We start from the raw sequence: 19,056 nt of genomic DNA, 5'->3' as shown, positions 1-19,056 counted from the left end.
GGGTGTCTCTGCTTAGGGAGATACGCGTATGAGTGACATGATCCGCTTCACGCTGGATGGCCAAGAAGTCGAGGCGCAGCCCGGAGAAACCATCTGGGAAGTGGCCAATGGCCGTGGCCTGGTGATCCCGCATTTGTGTCACAAACCCGCGCCCGGGTACCGCCCCGATGGCAACTGCCGCGCCTGTATGGTGGAGATCGAGGGCGAGCGGACTTTGGCCGCCTCCTGCATCCGCGAACCGGTCGAGGGGATGGTTGTCGTCACCGAGTCGAGCCGCGCCAAAAATGCTCAGAAACTGGTGGTCGAAATGCTGCTCGCTGATCAGCCGGAGCGCGATGTGGCGCATGACAAATCCGCCCATCTCTGGGACATGGCCGAGTTGAACGGCATTGACCAAAGCCGCTTCCCCAAGCTCGAAGAAGGGCGCATCCCGCTTCTGGATGACAGCCATGTGGCGATGTCGGTCAATCTGGACGCGTGCATCCAGTGCGGCCTCTGCGTTCGGGCCTGCCGCGAGGTGCAGGTCAATGACGTGATCGGCATGGCAGGCCGGGGGCAGGACAGCTATCCGGTCTTTGATTTTAACGATCCGATGGGGGAGAGCACCTGCGTGGCCTGCGGCGAATGCGTCCAGGCCTGCCCGACCGGCGCGCTGATGCCGTCCAGCGTTGTCGATGAAAACCAGGTCGGCGACCGGGCGGATTTTGACGAAGAGGTCGAGAGCATTTGCCCCTTCTGCGGCGTCGGCTGTCAGGTGTCGCTCAAGGTCAAAGACGGCAAGGTGAAATATGTCGAGGGCATCAATGGCCCCGCAAATGAAGGCCGTCTCTGTGTCAAAGGCCGGTTCGGCTTCGACTACATCCACCATCCGCATCGCCTGACCAAACCTCTGATCCGGCGCGAAGATGCACCCGCGAAGGGCCTCAATGTCGACCCGGGCAATTGGCAGACCCATTTCCGCGAGGCGAGTTGGGACGAGGCACTTGATGCGGCCGCCAACGGCCTGGCGCGGCTTCGCGACGAACGCGGCGACACCGTTGCTGGTTTCGGCTCGGCCAAATGCACCAATGAAGAGGCCTACCTGTTCCAAAAGCTGATCCGCGAGGGTTTTGGCCATAACAATGTGGATCATTGCACCCGGCTTTGCCACGCGTCCTCGGTGGCCGCGCTGATGGAGAATGTCGGGTCTGGCGCGGTGACCGCGACCTTCAACGAGATCGAAAACGCCGATGTGGCGATTGTCATCGGGTGTAACCCGGCGGGGAACCACCCCGTGGCGGCGACCTATTTCAAGCAGTTCACCAAGCGCGGCGGCAAGCTGATTGTGATGGACCCGCGCGGTCAGGCACTTTCGCGTTATGCCACGCACAACCTACAATTCCGCCCCGGCGCGGATGTGAGCCTGTTGAACGCGATCTGTCATGTGATCGTAGAGGAAGGGCTCTATGATCAGCAGTATATCGACGCCTATACCGAGAATTGGGAGGCGGAGAAGCCCATCTGAAAGGCTTCTCGCCGGAGAAGATGGCGCCGATCTGCGGTATTGAGCCGGATGTGATCCGCGCCGTGGCGCGCGACTTCGCGACCGCGCAGGCGGGGATGATTTTCTGGGGCATGGGCATCTCGCAACATGTTCATGGCACAGACAACTCCCGCTGCCTGATCTCGCTGGCGCTGATGTGTGGTCATGTGGGCCGCCCCGGCGCGGGCTGCATCCGCTGCGCGGGCAGAACAACGTGCAAGGCGCCTCCGATGCGGGGCTGATCCCCATGGTTTTGCCGGATTATCAAGCGGTTGGCAGCGATGACGTGCAGTCGAAATTCGCCGATCTCTGGGGCTTTGAGATCAATCCGAACCCGGGTCTGACGGTGGTGGAAATTGTCGGGGCGATCCATGACGGCACGATCAAGGGCATGTATATCCTGGGCGAAAACCCGGCCATGTCGGACCCCGATGTCGATCATGCGCGCGCGGCATTGGCGATGCTGGATCATCTGGTGGTGCAGGATATTTTCCTTACCGAAACCGCCAATTATGCCGATGTGATCCTGCCCGCCTCGGCCTTTGCCGAGAAGTCGGGAACGGTGACCAACACCAACCGGCAGGTGCAGATGGGGCGGCCCGCCGTGCCGCCGCCGGGCGAGGCGCAAGAGGATTGGTGGATCACCGTGGAGCTGGCGAAACGCCTGGGCCTCGGCTGGACCTATTCCCACCCTTCCGATGTCTTTGCCGAGATGAAGCTTGGCATGACCTCGCTCGACAACATCACCTGGGATCGCTTGGCGGGTGAAAACGCTGTGACATACCCGTCTCTCAGCTCGGAAGACCCAGGCCAGGCGATTGTGTTCGGCGATGGCTTCCCGCGCGCCGAGGGGCGGGCGAAATTCACCCCCGCCGCGGTGATCCCGCCCGATGAGGTGCCGGATGCGGAGTATCCGATGATCCTGACCACCGGGCGGCAGTTGGAGCATTGGCATACCGGCTCGATGACACGGCGTTCGGCGGTGCTCGACGCGGTGGAGCCGGAAGCGAATTGCTCGCTGCATCCGAAATCCCTCCGCAAGCTGGGCGTCAGCCCGGGCGAGATGTTGCGGCTCAGCACGCGGCGCGGATCAATCGAGATCATGGCGCGGGCGGATCGGAATGTCGCCGAGGATATGGTGTTCTTGCCCTTCGCTTATGTCGAGGCGGCGGCGAATCTGTTGACCAACGCGGCGCTGGATCCGTTCGGGAAAATCCCTGAGTTCAAGTTCTGCGCGGTAAAGGTTGAGGTGGTCGAAGATCAGGTGGCGGCCGAGTAGCGGTTCAAAGCCCGATCTGCGCCCGGATCGCCGGGAGCAGAGCCGCCGCCGCGATGCCGACGAGCGCACCGATCCCCAGCCGGGTCAGCGGCGCGCCGAGGCGCGGGCCCGCCAAGCTCAGAAGCCCGCAGACCGCCGCGTAGAATGCGAGTGCCGTCACGTCCATGGCTGGACCATAGCATAATCTGCTGCCATGTCTTGGGGGTTCCCAAATCAAGAGAGCCCGCATGACCCCTGATCCCGCACGTTTTCTGTCTGACCTTCATCATCTGCGCAGTTTTGGGGCCGCCGGGCATGGCGTGATGCGGCGCGCGTTTTCCGAACCGGATGTCGCCGCGCGGGAATGGTTGGTGGCGCAGATCGAGGCCATCGGGTTAACCGCGCATGTCGACCCGGCTGGCAATGTGTTCGGCCTGGCCAAGGGGCGCTCGCTTCTAATTGGCTCGCATTCCGATACGCAGCCCGAAGGCGGTTGGCTCGACGGGGCTTATGGCGTGATTGCCGCGTTGGAGATTGCCCGCGCCGCCGTCGAGGCGGGCGGGCCGGCGATTTCGATGGTCAGTTTTCAGGATGAAGAGGGGCGGTTCGGCGCACTAACCGGGAGCGATCTTTGGGCCGGGCGGACGACTCTGGCCGAAGCTGATGGTTTCGCGGCCACGGATGGACTGACCTTCGGCCAGGCGCGGCAAGGCTTGGCACATCTTATGCAAGAAGATTTCGTCGACCCTGCGCGGTTCACCGGGTTTCTGGAGATGCATATCGAGCAGGGACCGGTTCTGGACCAGGTGGGAGAAAGCGTTGGCGTTGTGACCTCGATTGTAGGTTTACGTCAGATCCAGGTGACCGTGACGGGTCAGCAAAACCACGCAGGCACGACGCCTATGGCGATGCGGCAGGATGCGTTTCAGGGTGCGGCGCGGATCGCCGGGCTCTTGAATGAGCGCTTCGCGAATGTGGTCACACCGCAAACGGTGTGGACGATTGGGCATATGCAATTGCACCCCAATGCGTCGTCAATCGTGCCGGGCCGGGCGGTGTTCACCATCCAGTGGCGCGATGGCGATGCGGATCGGTTGGACCGGATGGAGCGGGTGATTGACGAGGTTCTGACCGATGTCGCCGCGGAGACCGGCATGCAGGTGGAGGCTGACCGGCTGCGCCATGATTTGACGCCCGTGCCGATGGATGAGGGTATGCAAGCCGCTTTGCGCGCTGCGGCGGAGGTGCATGCACCGGGGCGCTGGCGGTCGATGCCGTCGGGCGCGTTGCATGATGCGTCGAATGTCTCGCATCTGATGCCGGTCGGCATGCTGTTTGTGCCGTCGATTGGTGGGATCAGCCATGATTTTGCCGAAGATACCGGTGAGGCCGATTTGGTGACGGGCCTCAAGGTCTTGGCAGCGGCAGCCGATGCCCTGGCACCGCGTTGATGGCGGCCAGGGGTCAGCCCCAGCTCACATCGCCGAGGAAGATATATCCGGCGCCGTAGATCGTCTTGATCAGTTGCGGGTTCTTGGGGTCTTCGCGGAGTTTCGTGCGGAGCCGTGAGATGCGCACATCCATCGCCCGGTCAAAGCTTTCGCCCGCCGCGCCGCCAAGTGTTTCTTGCATTTGTTGCCGAGAAATCAGCCGCTTCGGGCTATCAAGGAAGAGCCGGAGAACCTCGCCCTCGGCATGGGAAAACCCGATTTCTTCGCCAGCGTCATCGACCAGAACATAGCGGTCGAAATAGGCGGTCCAACCGTTGAATTGCGCCGTGTTGCCGGCCTGCTCGCGGGGTTTCGACTGCCGAAGACGCGCGCGGACCCGGGCCACGACCTCCGCCGGGTCGAAGGGTTTGATGATGTAGTCATCGGCCCCGAGTTCGAGCCCGGTGACCCGATCTTGGACCTGGGCGCGGCCCGAGATGATGATAATCGCAGCGCCGGATTCGAGCGCGAGGCGATGGACCACGGCCAGGCCGTCGCGATCGGGCAGGCCCAGATCGACGAGGCAAACATCCGGCGTGGCGCTGCGCAAAGCGGCCTCGAACTCTGTGGCGCGGGCATAGGCGGCGGTGCGAAACCCGGCCTCGGAGAGTGCGTCTGAGAGCATCGTCCGAATCTGCGGCTCGTCATCAAGGATGGTGACCAAAGCGCTCATGCGACAGCCTCCGCATGGACCAGATGGGTCAGTGCAGCGGGTTCAATGGGCTTTGAGAGGACCGGCCAGCGCGCCGCGCCTTTTTGGCGGAGCGGGTCGCTATGCGGCAGGGCCGTGGTCAGCGCCAAGCGCATATCGGGGTGGCGCGCGGCCACTTGCTCTAACAGGGCGACGCCATCGGTCTCACCTTCGAGATTGATGTCGGAAAGAACCCAAGTCAGCCCAGGCAGATCTGCAAGGCCAAGCGCCTCTTCGGCGCTGGCCGCCTCGATCACCTGATGGCCGAGATCGGTCAGCATATCGCGGATCGTGATCCGCAGCTCAGCCTGGTCTTCTACAAGAAGAACGAGATGCGGGGCGTCACCCTGACCGGCGGGCCGAAGAGGCAGGCGCAAGCTCACCTGTGCCCCACGTGGTCCATTGGAGAGTTTCACCGTGCCGCCGGAGAGCTGCGTTAGATCATAGACCATCGACAGGCCAAGCCCCGAGCCGTGTTCGCCTTTGGTCGTGAAAAACGGATCAAGCGCGGCGTCAAGCGCGGTCTCGGTGAAGCCCGGCCCGGTATCGCTGACGGTGATCTCCAGCCAGGTTTCTGAGACGGCATGGGCGTGGAGCGTGATCTCGCCTGGGTCCGCGCCAATTGCGTCCCGGGCGTTCAAAACCAAGTTCAAAAGACTGTCTTGCAAGGACCCGACATCAAGCAGGAGCGGTTGCGACGGCAGGTCCACATCGATGGTGAGCGTGATCCCGTCCGGCAGCGGCGCGCGGGCCAGCGGCGCGAAAGCCGTGAGCATCTCGGCCAAGTTGGTGGGCGTGGGGTGAATCTCCCGCGGGCCCGACATGCGGGCGATTTTGTCGAGCAGCATACCGCCGCGCCGCGCCGCAGATTTCGTTGCGCCGGTCAATTCGGTCGCCTCAACCGGTAGGGGCAGTTTTTCCAAGCGGCCCTGAAGGCCAAGGATGATCGTCAGCAGATTGGCGAAATCATGCGCCAGACCGCTGGTCAATTGCGCGGCCAGTTCGCGTTTATGGGTTTGGGTCAGCGCCGCCCGCGCCTGCGCCTCTTCCGTGACATCGGTGGAGAGCAGATAGCAGCCGACGATCTCTCCCTCCGCCGCCTGATCCGGCGTGAAGGCGGTGCGGATGCGGCGACCGCTGTCAGGCTCGGTAAACTCCAGAACGCTTGCTTCGCCAGCCAGGGCGCGTTCGAGATTCGGAGATAGCCGTGCGGCGGTACTGATCCCAAGCGCTTGGCCCATATCGAGGCCGACCACATCTTTCGGGCGCCCGGGCAGAATCTCGGAGAGGCGGTGATTGGTGTAGGTATAGACCCGGTCGCGATCCACATGCGCGATATGGGCCGGCGTCATCTCTGTGGTGAGGCGGATGCGCGCCTCCATCTCGGACAGTCCGCGTTTGGCCTCCTCAAGTTGCGCATTGGTGGCGGCCAATTCGCGGTTGGTCTGCGCCAGTTGTTCGGCATGCGTCAAAAGCTGATCGGACAGTTCTTTGGAATGCGAGCGGAGCAGTTTCTCTTGCCGTTTGATCTCGGTGATATCGGTATAGACGGTCACCCATCCGCCGTCGGGCAGGGGGAACCCTCGACGCTGATCGTGCGGCCGTTGGAGCGTTGGCGCTCCATGTAATGCGGCACGAAGGCGCGCGCCTGCTCGACCCGGTCGCGGACAAACCCTTCGGTATCCTCTACCTCGCCATATTCGCCATGGGTGACGAGATAGCGGATCGTGTCTTCGAAACTGGCGCCCGGTGTCACCAGATGCTGCGGCAGGCCAAACATCGTGCGGAAGGGGCGATTGCCGACTGCCAAGCGGAGATCGGCATCATAGATCGTCAACGCCTGCTGAATCAGGTTCAGCCCCGCGCGCGTCATCTGATTGGTTAAATCGCCTCTGGGCATGCTGTCTCGGGCCTCCCTCTTTCATCGCTGGCACCAGCGGACACCGCGCGTCAAGCCCTGCACGGTGCCTGTTACAATTCGTTAGGTTTGGGAAAAAGTCAGGAAAAGTTTGACCGTGAAAGATTTCATGCCACGGTAAGGCGGCGAGAGTCGCAGAGCTATGCGACCCGTGGTGTCGGCAATGGCCGACAAAGGGAGGAAGAAGATTTGGCACAAGCATCCGTGGCGGCGGGAATTCCCGAGTCCGTTCCCGCACTTTTGGCGCGGAACGTCGCGCAGTTCGGTTCGAAACCTGCGTATCGCGAAAAAGAATTCGGGATTTGGCAAAGCTGGACTTGGCGTGAGGCCGAAGAGGAGATCAACGCGATCGCCTTCGGTCTTTTGGCGTTGGGCGTGGATCGGGGCGACCATATCGCGGTGATCGGGCGGAACCGGCCGGCGCTTTATTGGTCGATGGTTGCGGCGCAGAAAGTCGGCGCGGTGCCGGTGCCACTTTATCAAGACGCTGTCGCCGAAGAGATGGCCTATGTGCTGGAGCATTGCGGTGCACGCTTTGTGATTTGCGGCGATCAGGAGCAGGTCGATAAGGTGATCGAGGTGCAAGAGACCGTGCATCAGATCGAGCATATCGTTTATCAAGACGCTCGCGGTTTGCGGAAATACGACCATACGAAACTGCACGCATTGGCCGACGTACAGGCCGAGGGCCGTGCGGCCCATGAGCGGTTTGAAAAGGAACTCGCGGCCCGCGAGGCCGAGCTGAAATGGGACAGCACCTGCGTGATGCTCTACACCTCGGGGACCACGGGGAAGCCCAAGGGGGTGGTGCTCAGCAATCAGAACATCATCGAGACCTCGAAAAACTCCGCCGAGTTCGATCATCTGCGCGAAGGCGATGAGGTGTTGGCCTATCTGCCCATGGCTTGGGTTGGCGATTTCATCTTCTCCATCGGGCAGGCGATGTGGACGGGGTTCTGCGTGAACTGCCCCGAAAGCCCCGAGACGATGATGACCAACCTGCGCGAGATCGGGCCGACTTATTACTTCGCCCCGCCGCGCGTGTTTGAGACACAGCTGACCAATGTGATGATCCGGATGGAAGATGCCGGCGCTTTCAAAAAGCGCATGTTCCATTACTTCATGGATCACGCGAAGAAGGTCGGCCCCGCGCTGCTTGACGGCAAGCCGGTCGGCGCGATGGATAAGTTGAAATATCAGCTTGGCGAATTGCTGATCTTTGGGCCGCTGAAAAACACACTTGGGTTTACCCGCGTGCGCGTTGGCTACACGGCGGGCGAGGCGATTGGACCGGAGATTTTCGATTTCTACCGCTCGATGGGGATCAACCTGAAACAGCTCTACGGTCAGACCGAAGCGAGCGTGTTCATCACCCAACAGCCCGACAATGAGGTGCGCCCCGATACGGTTGGTGTGCCAAGCCCCGGTGTGGAGATTCGCATCGCGGATAATGGCGAGGTCTTCTACCGCTCGCCCGGCGTGTTTGTGGAATACTACAAGAATGCCGAGAGCACGGCCTCGACCAAAGACGCCGAAAACTGGGTCGCGACCGGCGATGCCGGGTTCATCGAGCCCGATACGGGGCATTTGCGGATCATCGACCGGGCCAAGGATGTCGGCAAAATGGCCGATGGTCGTCTGTTCGCGCCGAAATATGTCGAGAACAAGCTGAAATTCTTCCCGAATATCCTTGAGGCTGTTGTGTTCGGCAGTGACCGCGACACCTGCACCGCTTTCATCAATATCGACCTGACCGCGGTGGGGAACTGGGCCGAGCGGAACAACATCGCCTATGCGTCGTATCAGGAACTGGCGGGCCACCCGCAGGTTTTGGATACGATCCAAGCCCATGTGGAAGAGGTGAACCGCAGCGTGGCGCAGGACGAGATGCTCTCGGGCTGTCAAATCCATCGCTTCTTGGTGCTGCACAAGGAGTTGGACGCGGATGATGGCGAGCTGACCCGGACCCGGAAGGTGCGCCGCCGGATCATTGAAGACAAGTTCGCGGACCTGATCACCGCACTCTATGACGGATCGGACAGCGTCTATACCGAAACTGAAGTGACCTATGAGGATGGGCGCAAGGGCAAGATCACCGCGACATTGGAGATTCGCGATGCCGCAATCGCCGCAACGGATGCGGTGCAGAAGGTGGCTGCGGAATGAGCCTGATCGCGGTTGGTTTCTTTGCCATTGGCCTGGCTGCCAGTTGGATCGCGGGGCGCTTTTTGCAGCGCGGCGCGACGGTCGTGCAAGGCGGCGCCATCGGGCTTTGCGGGGTGGCCGCTTTGATCTTGGGAATGCCTGAGCTTTGGGCCAACGAGTTGGTGATCGCGGTCGGCGTTATGCTGGCTTACGGGTTCGTCGGGGCCCTGGTTTTTCGCGCGGCCCGCGCGCGGCGGGAGGAGACGTGATGAATGAGATGAGCCCACAGGGCTACACCACCGCAGACGGTCGTGAGATCGGCGGTGTTGTCATGGAGATGCGCAATATCACGCTGCGCTTTGGCGGTGTGGTGGCGATCAAGGATATCTCCTTCGATATCCGCGAAGGAGAGATTCGAGCGATTATCGGGCCGAATGGCGCGGGCAAATCTTCGATGCTCAACGTGATTTCCGGCTTCTACAATCCGCAGGAAGGCGAGGTCTGGTATCGCGACAAGCGTCGCCCGGCAATGCGGCCCTATCAGGTTGCCCGCCAAGGGATCGCACGGACATTTCAGAACATCGCGCTGTTTGACGGAATGAGCGTGCTCGACAACATCATGACCGGGCGCCTGAACCACATGACGTCGAACTTCCTTGATCAGACGCTCTGGTGGGGCAAGGCACAGCGCGAAGAGGTTGAGAATCGCGAGAAGGCTGAGGAGGTCATCGACTTCCTTGAAATTCAGAACATCCGCAAAACGCCCGTTGGCCGCCTGCCCTATGGTTTAAAAAAACGGGTCGAGCTGGCGCGCGCCCTGGTCGCCGAGCCGAGCATTTTGCTGTTGGATGAGCCAATGGCGGGCATGAATGTGGAGGAGAAGGAAGACATGTCGCGCTTCATCCTCGACGTGAACGACGAATTCGGCACCACGATCGCGCTGATCGAGCATGATATGGGCGTGGTGATGGACCTGTCCGACCGCGTGGTCGTGATGGATTACGGCAAGAAAATCGGCGATGGCACGCCCGATGAGGTGCGCAACAACCCCGATGTGATCGATGCCTATCTGGGGGTCAGCCATGACTGAAACGGCGCGTATAGACGCGGTATATCCGCGGTATCTTTTGCGAGAGATCGGCGGTGCGCGGTCCTCACACTTGCCCAACCCCGTCCGTGCGTCGGCGGATCGGACGTGCAATGCGTCATCTGATGGTATCCCTGTCGTTTCTCTTCGTCGCCTTTCAAGCGCAGGCAGCGGTGGGCGACACGCTTCACGAGTTTCAGGCACGATGCCTGGAAACGGTCTCCAATGGATTATCACCAGTTGTCTCAGACTTGGACATCGCGCCGCCCCCACCAAATGGGCCGATTGATGCTTGGGTTATCGGGGATGGCGCATGGGAGTTGTGGTCGGTGCCTGACACGCCCCTTAACTGCTCGTTTGTTGCGGCGAACGCAGCGGCGGGCGCCGACATCGATGACGTGGAGGGTTGGGTGTTACAGCTTATCGATAGCGGCGCCTATGAGATCGTCCGGCAGAACTCGGGAGGTGTCACGTTGCGCCCGCTAACGACGACGGCTGTGGGCCATGAGATATCCTACGGCATCGGGGAAAACCTTGCACTCCGAGTACGAGAACGAGCGGAGGTTGAGTGACAATGAGGAGTCAATCACATGCCTGAACAACTCATCTTCGCGATGGAGGTCACGCTGAACGGCCTCATGACGGGGGTGATGTATGCCCTTGTTGCGCTTGGCTTTGTGCTGATTTTCAAGGCCTCGGGCATCTTCAACTATGCCCAAGGCGTGATGGCGCTTTTTGCGGCGATGACGCTGGTGGGTATCCAGGATGGTCGGGTGCCGTTTGGCCACCTGATCAACGAGATTTTCGGCACGGATATCCACTATTTCGGGTGGGAGGTCCCGGCGCTGATCGCCATTTTGCTGACCGTGGGTGTGATGATCTTGTTCGCGCTCTTTGTGCAGAAGGTGATCTTCAAACATCTGGTGGGGCAGGAGCCGATCATTCTGTTCATGGCGACGATTGGCTTGGCCTATTTCCTCGAAGGCGTCAGCGATCTGATGTGGGGTTCGGAGATCCGCAATCTCGATGTCGGTCTGCCGCAGGGGATCAATGACGCGATTGATCAGGCGACCTTCAACATCTTCGGCTATGGGTTCTTCATCGACAATCTGGATATCTGGGCGGCGGTGATTGCGGCCGTTCTGGTGGCCGGGCTGATCGCTTATTCGCAATACACTAAGAACGGCCGCGCGATGCGCGCGGTGGCGGATGATCATCAGGCGGCGTTGTCTGTCGGTATCTCGCTGAACTACGTCTGGATTTTGGTTTGGTCCCTGGCCGGTATCGTGGCGTTGGTCGCGGGCATCATGTGGGGCTCGAAATCGGGCGTGCAGTTCTCGCTGTCGCTGATCGCGCTGAAGGCGCTGCCGGTGCTGATGTTGGGCGGGTTCACCTCGATCCCGGGCGCGATTGTTGGCGGGTTGATCATCGGCGTGGGTGAAGCGCTGTTTGAATTCGCCATCGGCCCGATGATCGGCGGCGCGACGGAGAATTGGTTTGCCTATGTGCTGGCGCTGGTCTTCCTGGTCTTCCGACCGCAGGGCCTGTTCGGCGAAAAAATCATCGAGAGGGTGTGATGAGCCAGCTACGGCCGATATTTCTGATCATGCCTGCTGTGCTCTTTGTGTTCGGCATTTTGATGTCGGTGGCCAATATCGCAGAGCTGAGGGTGACTGCGTCCGTTGCAGGTATGCAGGCGTCGATTCATACAGAACTTCGAATAACCTACCTCGCAGGTCTGGTGCGGAGCTTCTATGACATGTTCTTTTTTTGGGGCCTCGCAGCCTTGGTAGCTGCCGCTAACCGATATGTGGAGGTACGATGATGGCCAAGCTCATAGCGATCCTCAATGTGGTGGCCTGGTCCGGCTTTTGGGCCTTTGGTTACCTGGCGCTTTCGGCGGATGTTTCCCAGACTGGGCAGATGATCACCGCTGTGATCCTGGCGGCGGTGGGCGGCGGCTTGGGCCTCTTCGCCTATCTCTGGCTGGTCCGCCATTCCGAAAACACCGGCTATGCCAAACGGCCGAACCGTGGGACGCCCACTTTTGACGATGAGGAGGCGGTCTGATGTTCTACCGTGAAGCCGGTGATTTCAAAACGTCCTACACAACGGACAACCAGACCTTCCCGATCGCGTTCGATCGCTATCGCTATTACTTCGTCTTGTTTGTGGCGCTGGCGGTCATTCCCTTCGTGATCAATGACTATTGGTCCAACGCGATACTGTTGCCGTTCCTGATCTATGCCATCGCGGCGATGGGGTTGAACATCCTGACGGGGTATTGCGGGCAGGTGAGCCTGGGGACCGGCGGATTCATGGCGGTCGGCGCCTATACCTCCTACAAACTGATGACGGCCTTCCCATGGATGGATATGGTGACGATCACCCTGCTGTCGGGGTTCATGACCGCGATTGTCGGGGTGATGTTTGGTCTGCCAAGCCTGCGGATCAAGGGGTTCTATCTGGCCGTGGCGACGCTGGCGGCGCAGTTCTTCCTGGTTTGGCTCTTCAACAAGGTGCCGTGGTTCTACAACTACTCCGCCTCGGGGCAGATTAACGCGCCAGAGCGGACGATGTTCGGTCTCGCGATCACCGGGCCGAACGCGGAATCTTGGGTGAAATACCTGTTCTGCCTGGGGTTTGTCTTTGTCTTGGCTTGGGCCGCGCGGAACCTGACCCGGGGTTCCATCGGGCGGCAATGGATGGCCATCCGCGATATGGATATCGCGGCGGAGATCATTGGGGTGAACCCGCTGAAGGCCAAACTGACGGCCTTTGCGGTCAGTTCCTTCTATGTCGGCGTCTCCGGCGCGCTGCTCTTCACCGTTTATCTGGGCGCGGTTGAAGTGGGCGAGGCTTACGGCATCACCAAGTCCTTCCTGGTGCTCTTCATGATCATTATTGGCGGGCTCGGGTCGATCTTTGGGGCCTTTGCGGGCGCGGCCTTCATGGTCTTGCTGCCGGTGCTGCTGCGGAACGTTCTGACGGATGTGCTGGGCTGGGATACGGCGCTGGCCACCCATTTCGAGTTTGTCATCGTGGGCGCATTGATCATGTTCTTCTTGATTGTTGAGCCGCATGGCCTGGCCCGTCTTTGGGCACTTTTGAAGGAAAAACTACGGCTGTGGCCCTTCCCGCACTGACGGGGCGGGCCGCATCAGACGACCGGGGGCATACCCCGGCATTCGCAACATCGGATCAACCAAAGGGAGGATTACCCCGATGAAGAAACTTGCAACCCTCGCCATCGCAGGCGCGATGGCCGCAGGCCCGGCACTTGCCGATCTTGTGTTCCCCGATCTCAGCTATCGGACAGGGCCTTATGCGGCGGGCGGCATTCCGTTCTCGGATGGCTACCAGGATTACATGACGCTTCTGAAAACCAACGCGATGGTGGCATCGGCGGGGTGATGACCCGGGTGATCGAATGCGAAACCGCCTATAACACCGAGCGTGGTGTGGAATGCTATGAGTCGACCAAAGGCGAAGGCGCGTTGGTCTATCAGCCGCTTTCAACCGGTATCACCTATCAGTTGATCCCGCGCGCAACGGCGGATGGTATCCCACTTCACACGATGGGCTATGGCCGGACGTCGGCCTCCAACGGTGCCGTCTTCTCCCATGTGTTCAACTATCCGGCGAACTACTGGGACGCGGCCTCGGTGATCATCAACAACTTGCTGACCGAGAATGACGGCTCTCTCGAAGGTAAGTCGATCACACTGCTCTATCACAACTCGGCTTATGGCCGGGAGCCGATCCGGACCTTGGAAACCCTGGCAGAGATGCATGGCTTCGAGCTGAGCCAACTCGCGGTGGACCATCCTGGTCAAGAGCAGGGCAACCAGTGGCTCACCATCCGTCGTGAGCGTCCGGACTATGTGATCATGTGGGGCTGGGGCGTGATGAACCAGGTCGCGATCCAAGAAGCCGCGAACATCCGCTTCCCGATGGAAAACTTCATCGGCAACTGGTGGGCCGGCGCCGAGCATGACGTGGAACCCGCTGGCATGGATGCCAATGGCTACCGCGCGCTGAACATGAATGTGTTGGGCGATCTGCCGGTCTTTGACGAGATCCAGGAGCATGTGATCGATGCGGGCATGGCCGCCGGTGACGGCACCAATCTGGGTTCGGTGCTCTACACCCGTGGCATGTATGCCGCGATGTTGGCCGCCGAAGCTGCCCGCACCGCGCAGGAAATCCACGGCGTGGCCGATATCGATGCATCGATGATGCGTGACGGTATGGAGGCGCTTGAGCTGACCAATGCACGGATGGAAGAGCTTGGCATGCCAGGCATTGGGCCGGAATTCGCGGTCTCCTGCGAGGATCACGGCGGCACCGGCATGGCCCGGATGCAGCAGTGGAATGCCGAAGCCGGCGAATGGGTGACGCTCACCGAGTTCATCGCACCCGATGACAGCGTGACCACGCCGCTGGTCCTCGAAGACAGCGCCGCGTTTGCAGCCGAGAACAATATCGAGCTGCGGTGCAACGAAAGCTGATCTGAACACCTCCGGCGGCGGCCAATGCTGCCGCCGGGGATTTTGCGAATTTTTGGAAAGATGACGGTGGGGCGATCGAGTGATCCCCAGGCCGGAGTTGGAGAGCCGCGACATGCTGGATGCCGAGATCCACGGGGACGGAAAAGCCCCAGAGCTGGAAGGGGCGGAGACGCTTCTTGAGGTCAACAATATCGAGGTGATCTACAACCACGTGATTCTGGTGTTGAAAGGCGTCAGCTTGACGGTGCCGAAGGGTGGCATCACCGCGCTTTTAGGCGGCAATGGCGCGGGTAAGACCACGACGCTGAAGGCCATTTCCAACCTACTGCATTCCGAACGCGGTGAGGTCACCAAAGGGTCGATCCAATATCGCGGCGAGCGGGTGCAAGATTTGAGCCCCTCCGATCTGGTGGAACGGGGCGTGATCCAGGTTATGGAAGGTCGCCACTGCTTTGAACATTTGACCGTCGAAGAGAACCTTCTGACCGGGTCTTATACGCGCAAAGACGGGCGCGGGGCGATCGATGCCGATCTCGAACTGGTTTACAACTATTTCCCGCGGCTGAGAGAGCGGCGGAAGAGCCTTGCGGGCTATACCTCCGGCGGTGAACAACAGATGACGGCGATTGGCCGGGCGCTGATGTCGCGGCCAGAGACGATTCTGCTGGACGAGCCGAGCATGGGCCTCGCGCCGCAGCTGGTCGAAGAGATTTTCGGGATCGTGAAAGACCTGAACGAGAAAGAGGGCGTGAGCTTTCTCTTGGCTGAGCAGAACACCAATGTGGCGCTCCGCTTTGCCCATTACGGCTATATCCTGGAGAGCGGGCGCGTGGTGATGGATGGTCCCGCCGCCGATCTGCGCGAAAACCCGGATGTCAAAGAATTCTATCTCGGTGTGGGCGATGACGGGCGCAAATCGTTCCGTGACGTGCGCTCTTATCGTCGCCGCAAACGGTGGCTGAGCTAATGAGGGACGATGTGACCCAGTATTTCGACACCTTAGAGACCCGCAGCGCTGACGCCCGCGCCGCCGATCAACTGGCTGGCCTGCAGGCGCAGATCGACCGGGTTTTGGCCGCGCCAGGGAGCTGTTTGCCAGGAATCGGACAGGTAGAAAGCCTGGAGGATCTGGCCAAATTGCCGGTTCTGCGGAAATCGCAGTTGAGCGAATGGCAGGCCGCCGCGCCGCCCTTTGGGGGCATTCCGGCGTCAAATGTGGCCCATGTGTTCCAAAGCCCGGGTCCGATTTATGAACCCGGTGGGATTACCCATGATTGGTGGCGGATGGGGCGGTTCTTGCACGCTGCTGGAATCGGCGCCGGTGATGTGGTGCAGAACTGCTTCGGCTATCACCTGACACCTGCGGGGATGATTTTTGAAAGCGGAGCGCGAGCGGTTGGTGCAACAGTGTTGCCCGCCGGAGTGGGGCAGACCGAATTGCAAGTCCGGGCGGCAAAAGATGTCGGCTCCACCGCCTATGCGGGGACGCCGGATTATCTGAAAGTGATCCTCGACAAGGCCGAAGAGATGGGTGTGCCGCTTGGGATCACCAAGGCGGCCGTGGGGGGCGGGGCGCTGTTCCCCAGCCTGCGCCAGGAATACGCGGATCGTGGGATTTCCTGTCTGCAAAGCTATGCCACGGCGGATTTGGGCAATATCGCTTACGAGTCCCCCGCGATGGAGGGGATGATCGTCGACGAGGGCGTGATCGTGGAGATTGTGCGCCCGGGCACTGGCGATCGGGTCGCCGAAGGCGAGGTGGGTGAGGTCGTGGTCACGACGCTCAACCCCGATTACCCGCTTATTCGTTTTGCAACGGGTGACCTGAGCGCCGTGATGACCGGAGAAAGCCCCTGCGGACGCACAAATATGCGGATCAAGGGCTGGATGGGTCGCGCCGATCAGACCACCAAGATCAAGGGCATGTTCGTGCGCCCCGAACAGGTGGCCGATTTTGTCGCCAAACATGCCGAAGTGGGCAAGGCACGCGTTATCGCCACGCGCGAGGGCGAGATGGATGCGATGACCGTGCAGATCGAGGCCGAGGGTGGCGAAGCTGATGCATACGCGGCCAGCGTGGTGGACAGTTTGAAGCTGAAAGCCAAGATCGAATTGGTGGCCCCGGGAAGCCTGCCCAATGATGGCAAAGTCATCGATGATCAGCGGGTTTATGACTAACCGCGCGGCTGTTATCGGCTAACAAAGCGCATCATGCTAAGTCTCTCGGGGTGAGATCGACCCCTGGGAGAGACCGTATGAGCTATCGTTATCTATGGGCCGCGTTTGGCCTGCTTTTGCCGCAAGTCGCGTTTGCCGATACGGCACTGGTGATTGACAATAGCCGCTTTGACGAGGCCGCGACGATCCGGGCGGCGGATGATCTTCTGGATGCGGCGGATGATTTGGAAGAGGCCGGGTTTCGGGTCTTCGCCGGCGAGGATCAAACCGCCGCAGAGATTCGGGCGTTGCTTTCGGAGGTTTTGGCCGAAGGTGAGGAGAGCCGCGTGGTCATCGCGCTTAGCGGGCATTTTGCGCAGGCGACCCTCTTGGACGGAGCTGGCGGAGAGAGCTGGTTTCTGGGCCGCGACGTGGATGCGCCCGATCTGGCGACCGTTGGCGGACAGGGCGTCGCGCTGAGCACCATTCTCGAGATCGCGAGCCAAGCGCAGGGGCGGGCTATTGTGCTCTTGGGCACCGAGGATCGGTCGATTGAACTTGGGACGGGGTTGCAGCCCGGCATGGGGCAAATCGACGTACCGCAAGGGGTGACGGTGATCTCAGGTGAGGCGCGGGATGTGGCCCGGTTTGCCCGGCGGGACCTGTTGGAGCCGGGCGTGTCTATCGGCGAAATGGTGGCCCGGTCGGACACCCTGACGGGATTTGGGTTTCTGCCGCAGTCACTGCCGTTTCTCGACTTGCCAGAGGCCGAAGGCAGCGCCGAGGTTATCGCACCGCCGCCGGTTGAAACGGGTTCGGACCCTGAGGAACTGGCACTTTGGGAGGCCGTTGCCGAATTGAACACCGAAGCGGCCTATACCGCCTATCTCAACGAATACCCCGCGGGCCCGAATGCGGCCGAAGCGCGGGCGCGGGTCGATGCCATTCGCGCGGAGCCGGGCCGGGCGGCGCGTTTGGCCGAAGAGGCGCTGGAGCTAACACGGGCGGAACGGCAGGAGATTCAGCGCGATCTGACCCTTCTGGACTACAATCCGCGCGGCATTGACGGGATTTTCGGCCCCGGTTCGCGCGGCGCGATTGGCGCTTGGCAGGCAGCGGAGGGGATCGAGGCGTCCGGCTATCTCGACACCGATCAGATCACCCGGCTGTCAGATATGGCCGACGCGCGGGCAGCGGAGTTGGAGGAAGAGGCGCGGTTGCGGGCCGAGGCGCAGGAGCGGGCCGACCGGGCCTATTGGCAAGCCTTGGGTCAGGGAGCGGATGAAGCCGGGCTTCGGTCTTACTTGGAGCGGTATCCCGATGGGGTGTTTTCCGATCTCGCCCGGGCCCGTTTAGAGGACATCGAAGCGGTGGCCCGTGCGGAAACCGAGGCGGAGGAGCGCGCGGCCTGGGATTGGGCGCAGGATCAGGACACTGAGGCCGCTTATCGCGGGTATCTGGAGAGCTATCCGGACGGTGCCTTTGCAGGGGCCGCCAATGCGCGGTTGGATGAGTTGGTAGATGACGGGCGCGACCGCGATGTCATCGCCCAACTCGAGGCGCGGGAAGCGGGTTTGAATTTGACCCCTGTCACGCGGCGCCTGATCGAGCAGCGCTTGGCGGGCGCGGGCCTCGACCCGGGGCCGGTCGACGGTGTCTTTGACAACGATACCCGCCGCGCGATGCGCCGCTATCAACAGGCGCGCAACTTGCAGGTGACGGGCTATCTGGATCAGTCTACGGTGGTCCGGCTGCTGGCCGATGCGATGGGTGTGATCATCCGGCAGTGAGGTGCGGGACAAACGGGGACCCTTCATGCGCAGCTTGGGAATCTTGGCTATTGCAGTCGTCATGAGTTTACCCGTTCCGGCGTCGGCGCAACCGGCGGGCGAGCTGGCCGCCGCGCGGCAGGCTTTCGGCCAGTTGCAGGGTCGGTCCTTCGCCGAAAACCGGGAATATTGCGGCTATATTGGGATCATCGAAAACGGCCGATATGCCGCCACTGAGGTGACGCGCGGGCGCAGCGACAGCTGCCTTTCACGCGGTGACGAGAGTCGGTTTGTCGAGGTGACGGCTTCGTTCCACACCCATGCCGGGTTTGACACCGAAGCCGATAGCGAGGTGCCGTCGAGCAACGATGTCGAAGGCGACATATCCGAAGGCGTAAACGGCTATGTGGCGACGCCAGGCGGGCGGCTCTGGTTCATCGATGGGCAGATTTGTCGACGCAAATCTGCGGCCTGGGCTGCATGGGCCAGGACCCTCGTTTTATCGCCG

General features: G+C 61.1%; 14 protein-coding genes and 4 pseudogenes. 15 read left to right on the top strand and 3 right to left on the bottom strand.

Going from position 1 to position 19,056, the window contains the following annotated elements; all coding sequences use genetic code 11:
• Window positions 1-28: 28 nt before the first annotated feature.
• Window positions 29-2,801, top strand: a pseudogene (gene fdhF, locus QTA57_RS03860) (formate dehydrogenase subunit alpha).
• 4 nt (window positions 2,802-2,805) lie between these two features.
• Here the strand turns inward: fdhF and QTA57_RS03855 are convergent.
• Window positions 2,806-2,961 (bottom strand): hypothetical protein, encoded by a 156-nt coding sequence (locus QTA57_RS03855; RefSeq protein ID WP_290155021.1) that lies wholly within the window; start codon window positions 2,959-2,961, stop codon window positions 2,806-2,808.
• A 67-nt stretch (window positions 2,962-3,028) separates the two neighbouring features.
• Between QTA57_RS03855 and QTA57_RS03850 the strand changes: the two genes are divergently transcribed.
• The gene (locus QTA57_RS03850; protein ID WP_290153715.1) at window positions 3,029-4,231 is read left to right on the top strand and encodes a hydantoinase/carbamoylase family amidase; all 1,203 of its coding nucleotides are present in this window, start codon (window positions 3,029-3,031) and stop codon (window positions 4,229-4,231) included.
• A gap of 13 nt (window positions 4,232-4,244) precedes the next feature.
• Here the strand turns inward: QTA57_RS03850 and QTA57_RS03845 are convergent, their stop codons facing one another.
• Together QTA57_RS03845 and QTA57_RS03840 are read right to left on the bottom strand one after the other, a co-directional pair.
• Window positions 4,245-4,943 (bottom strand): response regulator transcription factor, encoded by a 699-nt coding sequence (locus QTA57_RS03845; protein WP_290153714.1) that lies wholly within the window; start codon window positions 4,941-4,943, stop codon window positions 4,245-4,247.
• Window positions 4,940-6,861, bottom strand: a pseudogene (locus tag QTA57_RS03840) (hybrid sensor histidine kinase/response regulator). Before QTA57_RS03840 ends, QTA57_RS03845 begins: the two are co-directional and overlap by 4 nt.
• 207 nt (window positions 6,862-7,068) lie before the next feature.
• Here QTA57_RS03840 and QTA57_RS03835 point away from each other — a divergent pair.
• The 13 genes and pseudogenes from QTA57_RS03835 to QTA57_RS18535 all read left to right on the top strand — a co-directional run.
• A complete protein-coding gene (locus tag QTA57_RS03835) occupies window positions 7,069-9,045 on the top strand; it encodes an AMP-binding protein (RefSeq protein WP_290153712.1) in 1,977 nt (658 codons plus the stop codon).
• The gene (locus QTA57_RS03830) at window positions 9,042-9,293 is read left to right on the top strand and encodes a hypothetical protein (protein WP_171559471.1); all 252 of its coding nucleotides are present in this window, start codon (window positions 9,042-9,044) and stop codon (window positions 9,291-9,293) included. Before QTA57_RS03835 ends, QTA57_RS03830 begins: the two co-directional genes overlap by 4 nt.
• On the top strand, window positions 9,293-10,114 hold the full coding sequence (locus QTA57_RS03825) for an ABC transporter ATP-binding protein (protein ID WP_290153709.1): 822 nt from the start codon (window positions 9,293-9,295) through the stop codon (window positions 10,112-10,114). The genes QTA57_RS03830 and QTA57_RS03825 overlap by 1 nt, the downstream gene beginning before the upstream one ends.
• Window positions 10,115-10,224: 110 nt before the next feature.
• Entirely contained in the window at window positions 10,225-10,683 is a 459-nt protein-coding gene (locus QTA57_RS03820) for a hypothetical protein (protein WP_290153708.1), read from the top strand.
• 18 nt (window positions 10,684-10,701) lie between these two features.
• On the top strand, window positions 10,702-11,688 hold the full coding sequence (locus QTA57_RS03815; RefSeq protein WP_171559478.1) for a branched-chain amino acid ABC transporter permease: 987 nt from the start codon (window positions 10,702-10,704) through the stop codon (window positions 11,686-11,688).
• Complete coding sequence (locus QTA57_RS03810) at window positions 11,688-11,936, top strand: hypothetical protein (RefSeq protein WP_290153706.1); 249 nt, start codon at window positions 11,688-11,690, stop codon at window positions 11,934-11,936. The genes QTA57_RS03815 and QTA57_RS03810 overlap by 1 nt, the downstream gene beginning before the upstream one ends.
• Window positions 11,936-12,181, top strand: coding sequence for a hypothetical protein (locus QTA57_RS03805; RefSeq protein WP_145213090.1), 246 nt, complete (start codon window positions 11,936-11,938; stop codon window positions 12,179-12,181). Before QTA57_RS03810 ends, QTA57_RS03805 begins: the two co-directional genes overlap by 1 nt.
• Window positions 12,181-13,257, top strand: a complete 1,077-nt coding sequence (locus QTA57_RS03800; RefSeq protein ID WP_290153705.1) for a branched-chain amino acid ABC transporter permease — start codon at window positions 12,181-12,183, stop codon at window positions 13,255-13,257. Before QTA57_RS03805 ends, QTA57_RS03800 begins: the two co-directional genes overlap by 1 nt.
• A gap of 79 nt (window positions 13,258-13,336) precedes the next feature.
• Window positions 13,337-14,622 (top strand): annotated as a pseudogene (locus tag QTA57_RS03795) (ABC transporter substrate-binding protein).
• Window positions 14,623-14,734: 112 nt separating this feature from the next.
• Window positions 14,735-15,589 (top strand): ABC transporter ATP-binding protein, encoded by an 855-nt coding sequence (locus tag QTA57_RS03790; RefSeq protein ID WP_171559490.1) that lies wholly within the window; start codon window positions 14,735-14,737, stop codon window positions 15,587-15,589.
• A complete protein-coding gene (locus tag QTA57_RS03785) occupies window positions 15,589-16,800 on the top strand; it encodes a phenylacetate--CoA ligase family protein (protein WP_290154765.1) in 1,212 nt (403 codons plus the stop codon). Before QTA57_RS03790 ends, QTA57_RS03785 begins: the two co-directional genes overlap by 1 nt.
• Before the next feature lie 77 nt (window positions 16,801-16,877).
• Window positions 16,878-18,569 (top strand): peptidoglycan-binding domain-containing protein, encoded by a 1,692-nt coding sequence (locus QTA57_RS03780; RefSeq protein WP_290153702.1) that lies wholly within the window; start codon window positions 16,878-16,880, stop codon window positions 18,567-18,569.
• A 25-nt stretch (window positions 18,570-18,594) separates the two neighbouring features.
• A pseudogene (locus tag QTA57_RS18535) lies at window positions 18,595-18,939 on the top strand (DUF4329 domain-containing protein); the annotation flags it as partial.
• Window positions 18,940-19,056 lie beyond the last annotated feature (117 nt).

Origin of the sequence: Fontisubflavum oceani, from assembly GCF_030407165.1 — a bacterium.
Classification (GTDB): Bacteria; Pseudomonadota; Alphaproteobacteria; order Rhodobacterales; family Rhodobacteraceae; genus Rhodophyticola; species Rhodophyticola oceani.
This window is presented reverse-complemented; position numbering and strand designations above follow the sequence as displayed.

Coding starts and splice junctions, on each gene's coding strand:
- QTA57_RS03850 (WP_290153715.1), top strand. CDS start 3,029: ATGACCCCTGATCCCGCACGTTTTCTGTCTGACCTTCATCATCTGCGC.
- QTA57_RS03845 (WP_290153714.1), bottom strand. CDS start 4,943: ATGAGCGCTTTGGTCACCATCCTTGATGACGAGCCGCAGATTCGGACG.
- QTA57_RS03830 (WP_171559471.1), top strand. CDS start 9,042: ATGAGCCTGATCGCGGTTGGTTTCTTTGCCATTGGCCTGGCTGCCAGT.
- QTA57_RS03825 (WP_290153709.1), top strand. CDS start 9,293: ATGAATGAGATGAGCCCACAGGGCTACACCACCGCAGACGGTCGTGAG.
- QTA57_RS03820 (WP_290153708.1), top strand. CDS start 10,225: ATGCGTCATCTGATGGTATCCCTGTCGTTTCTCTTCGTCGCCTTTCAA.
- QTA57_RS03815 (WP_171559478.1), top strand. CDS start 10,702: ATGCCTGAACAACTCATCTTCGCGATGGAGGTCACGCTGAACGGCCTC.
- QTA57_RS03810 (WP_290153706.1), top strand. CDS start 11,688: ATGAGCCAGCTACGGCCGATATTTCTGATCATGCCTGCTGTGCTCTTT.
- QTA57_RS03805 (WP_145213090.1), top strand. CDS start 11,936: ATGGCCAAGCTCATAGCGATCCTCAATGTGGTGGCCTGGTCCGGCTTT.
- QTA57_RS03800 (WP_290153705.1), top strand. CDS start 12,181: ATGTTCTACCGTGAAGCCGGTGATTTCAAAACGTCCTACACAACGGAC.
- QTA57_RS03790 (WP_171559490.1), top strand. CDS start 14,735: ATGCTGGATGCCGAGATCCACGGGGACGGAAAAGCCCCAGAGCTGGAA.
- QTA57_RS03785 (WP_290154765.1), top strand. CDS start 15,589: ATGAGGGACGATGTGACCCAGTATTTCGACACCTTAGAGACCCGCAGC.
- QTA57_RS03780 (WP_290153702.1), top strand. CDS start 16,878: ATGAGCTATCGTTATCTATGGGCCGCGTTTGGCCTGCTTTTGCCGCAA.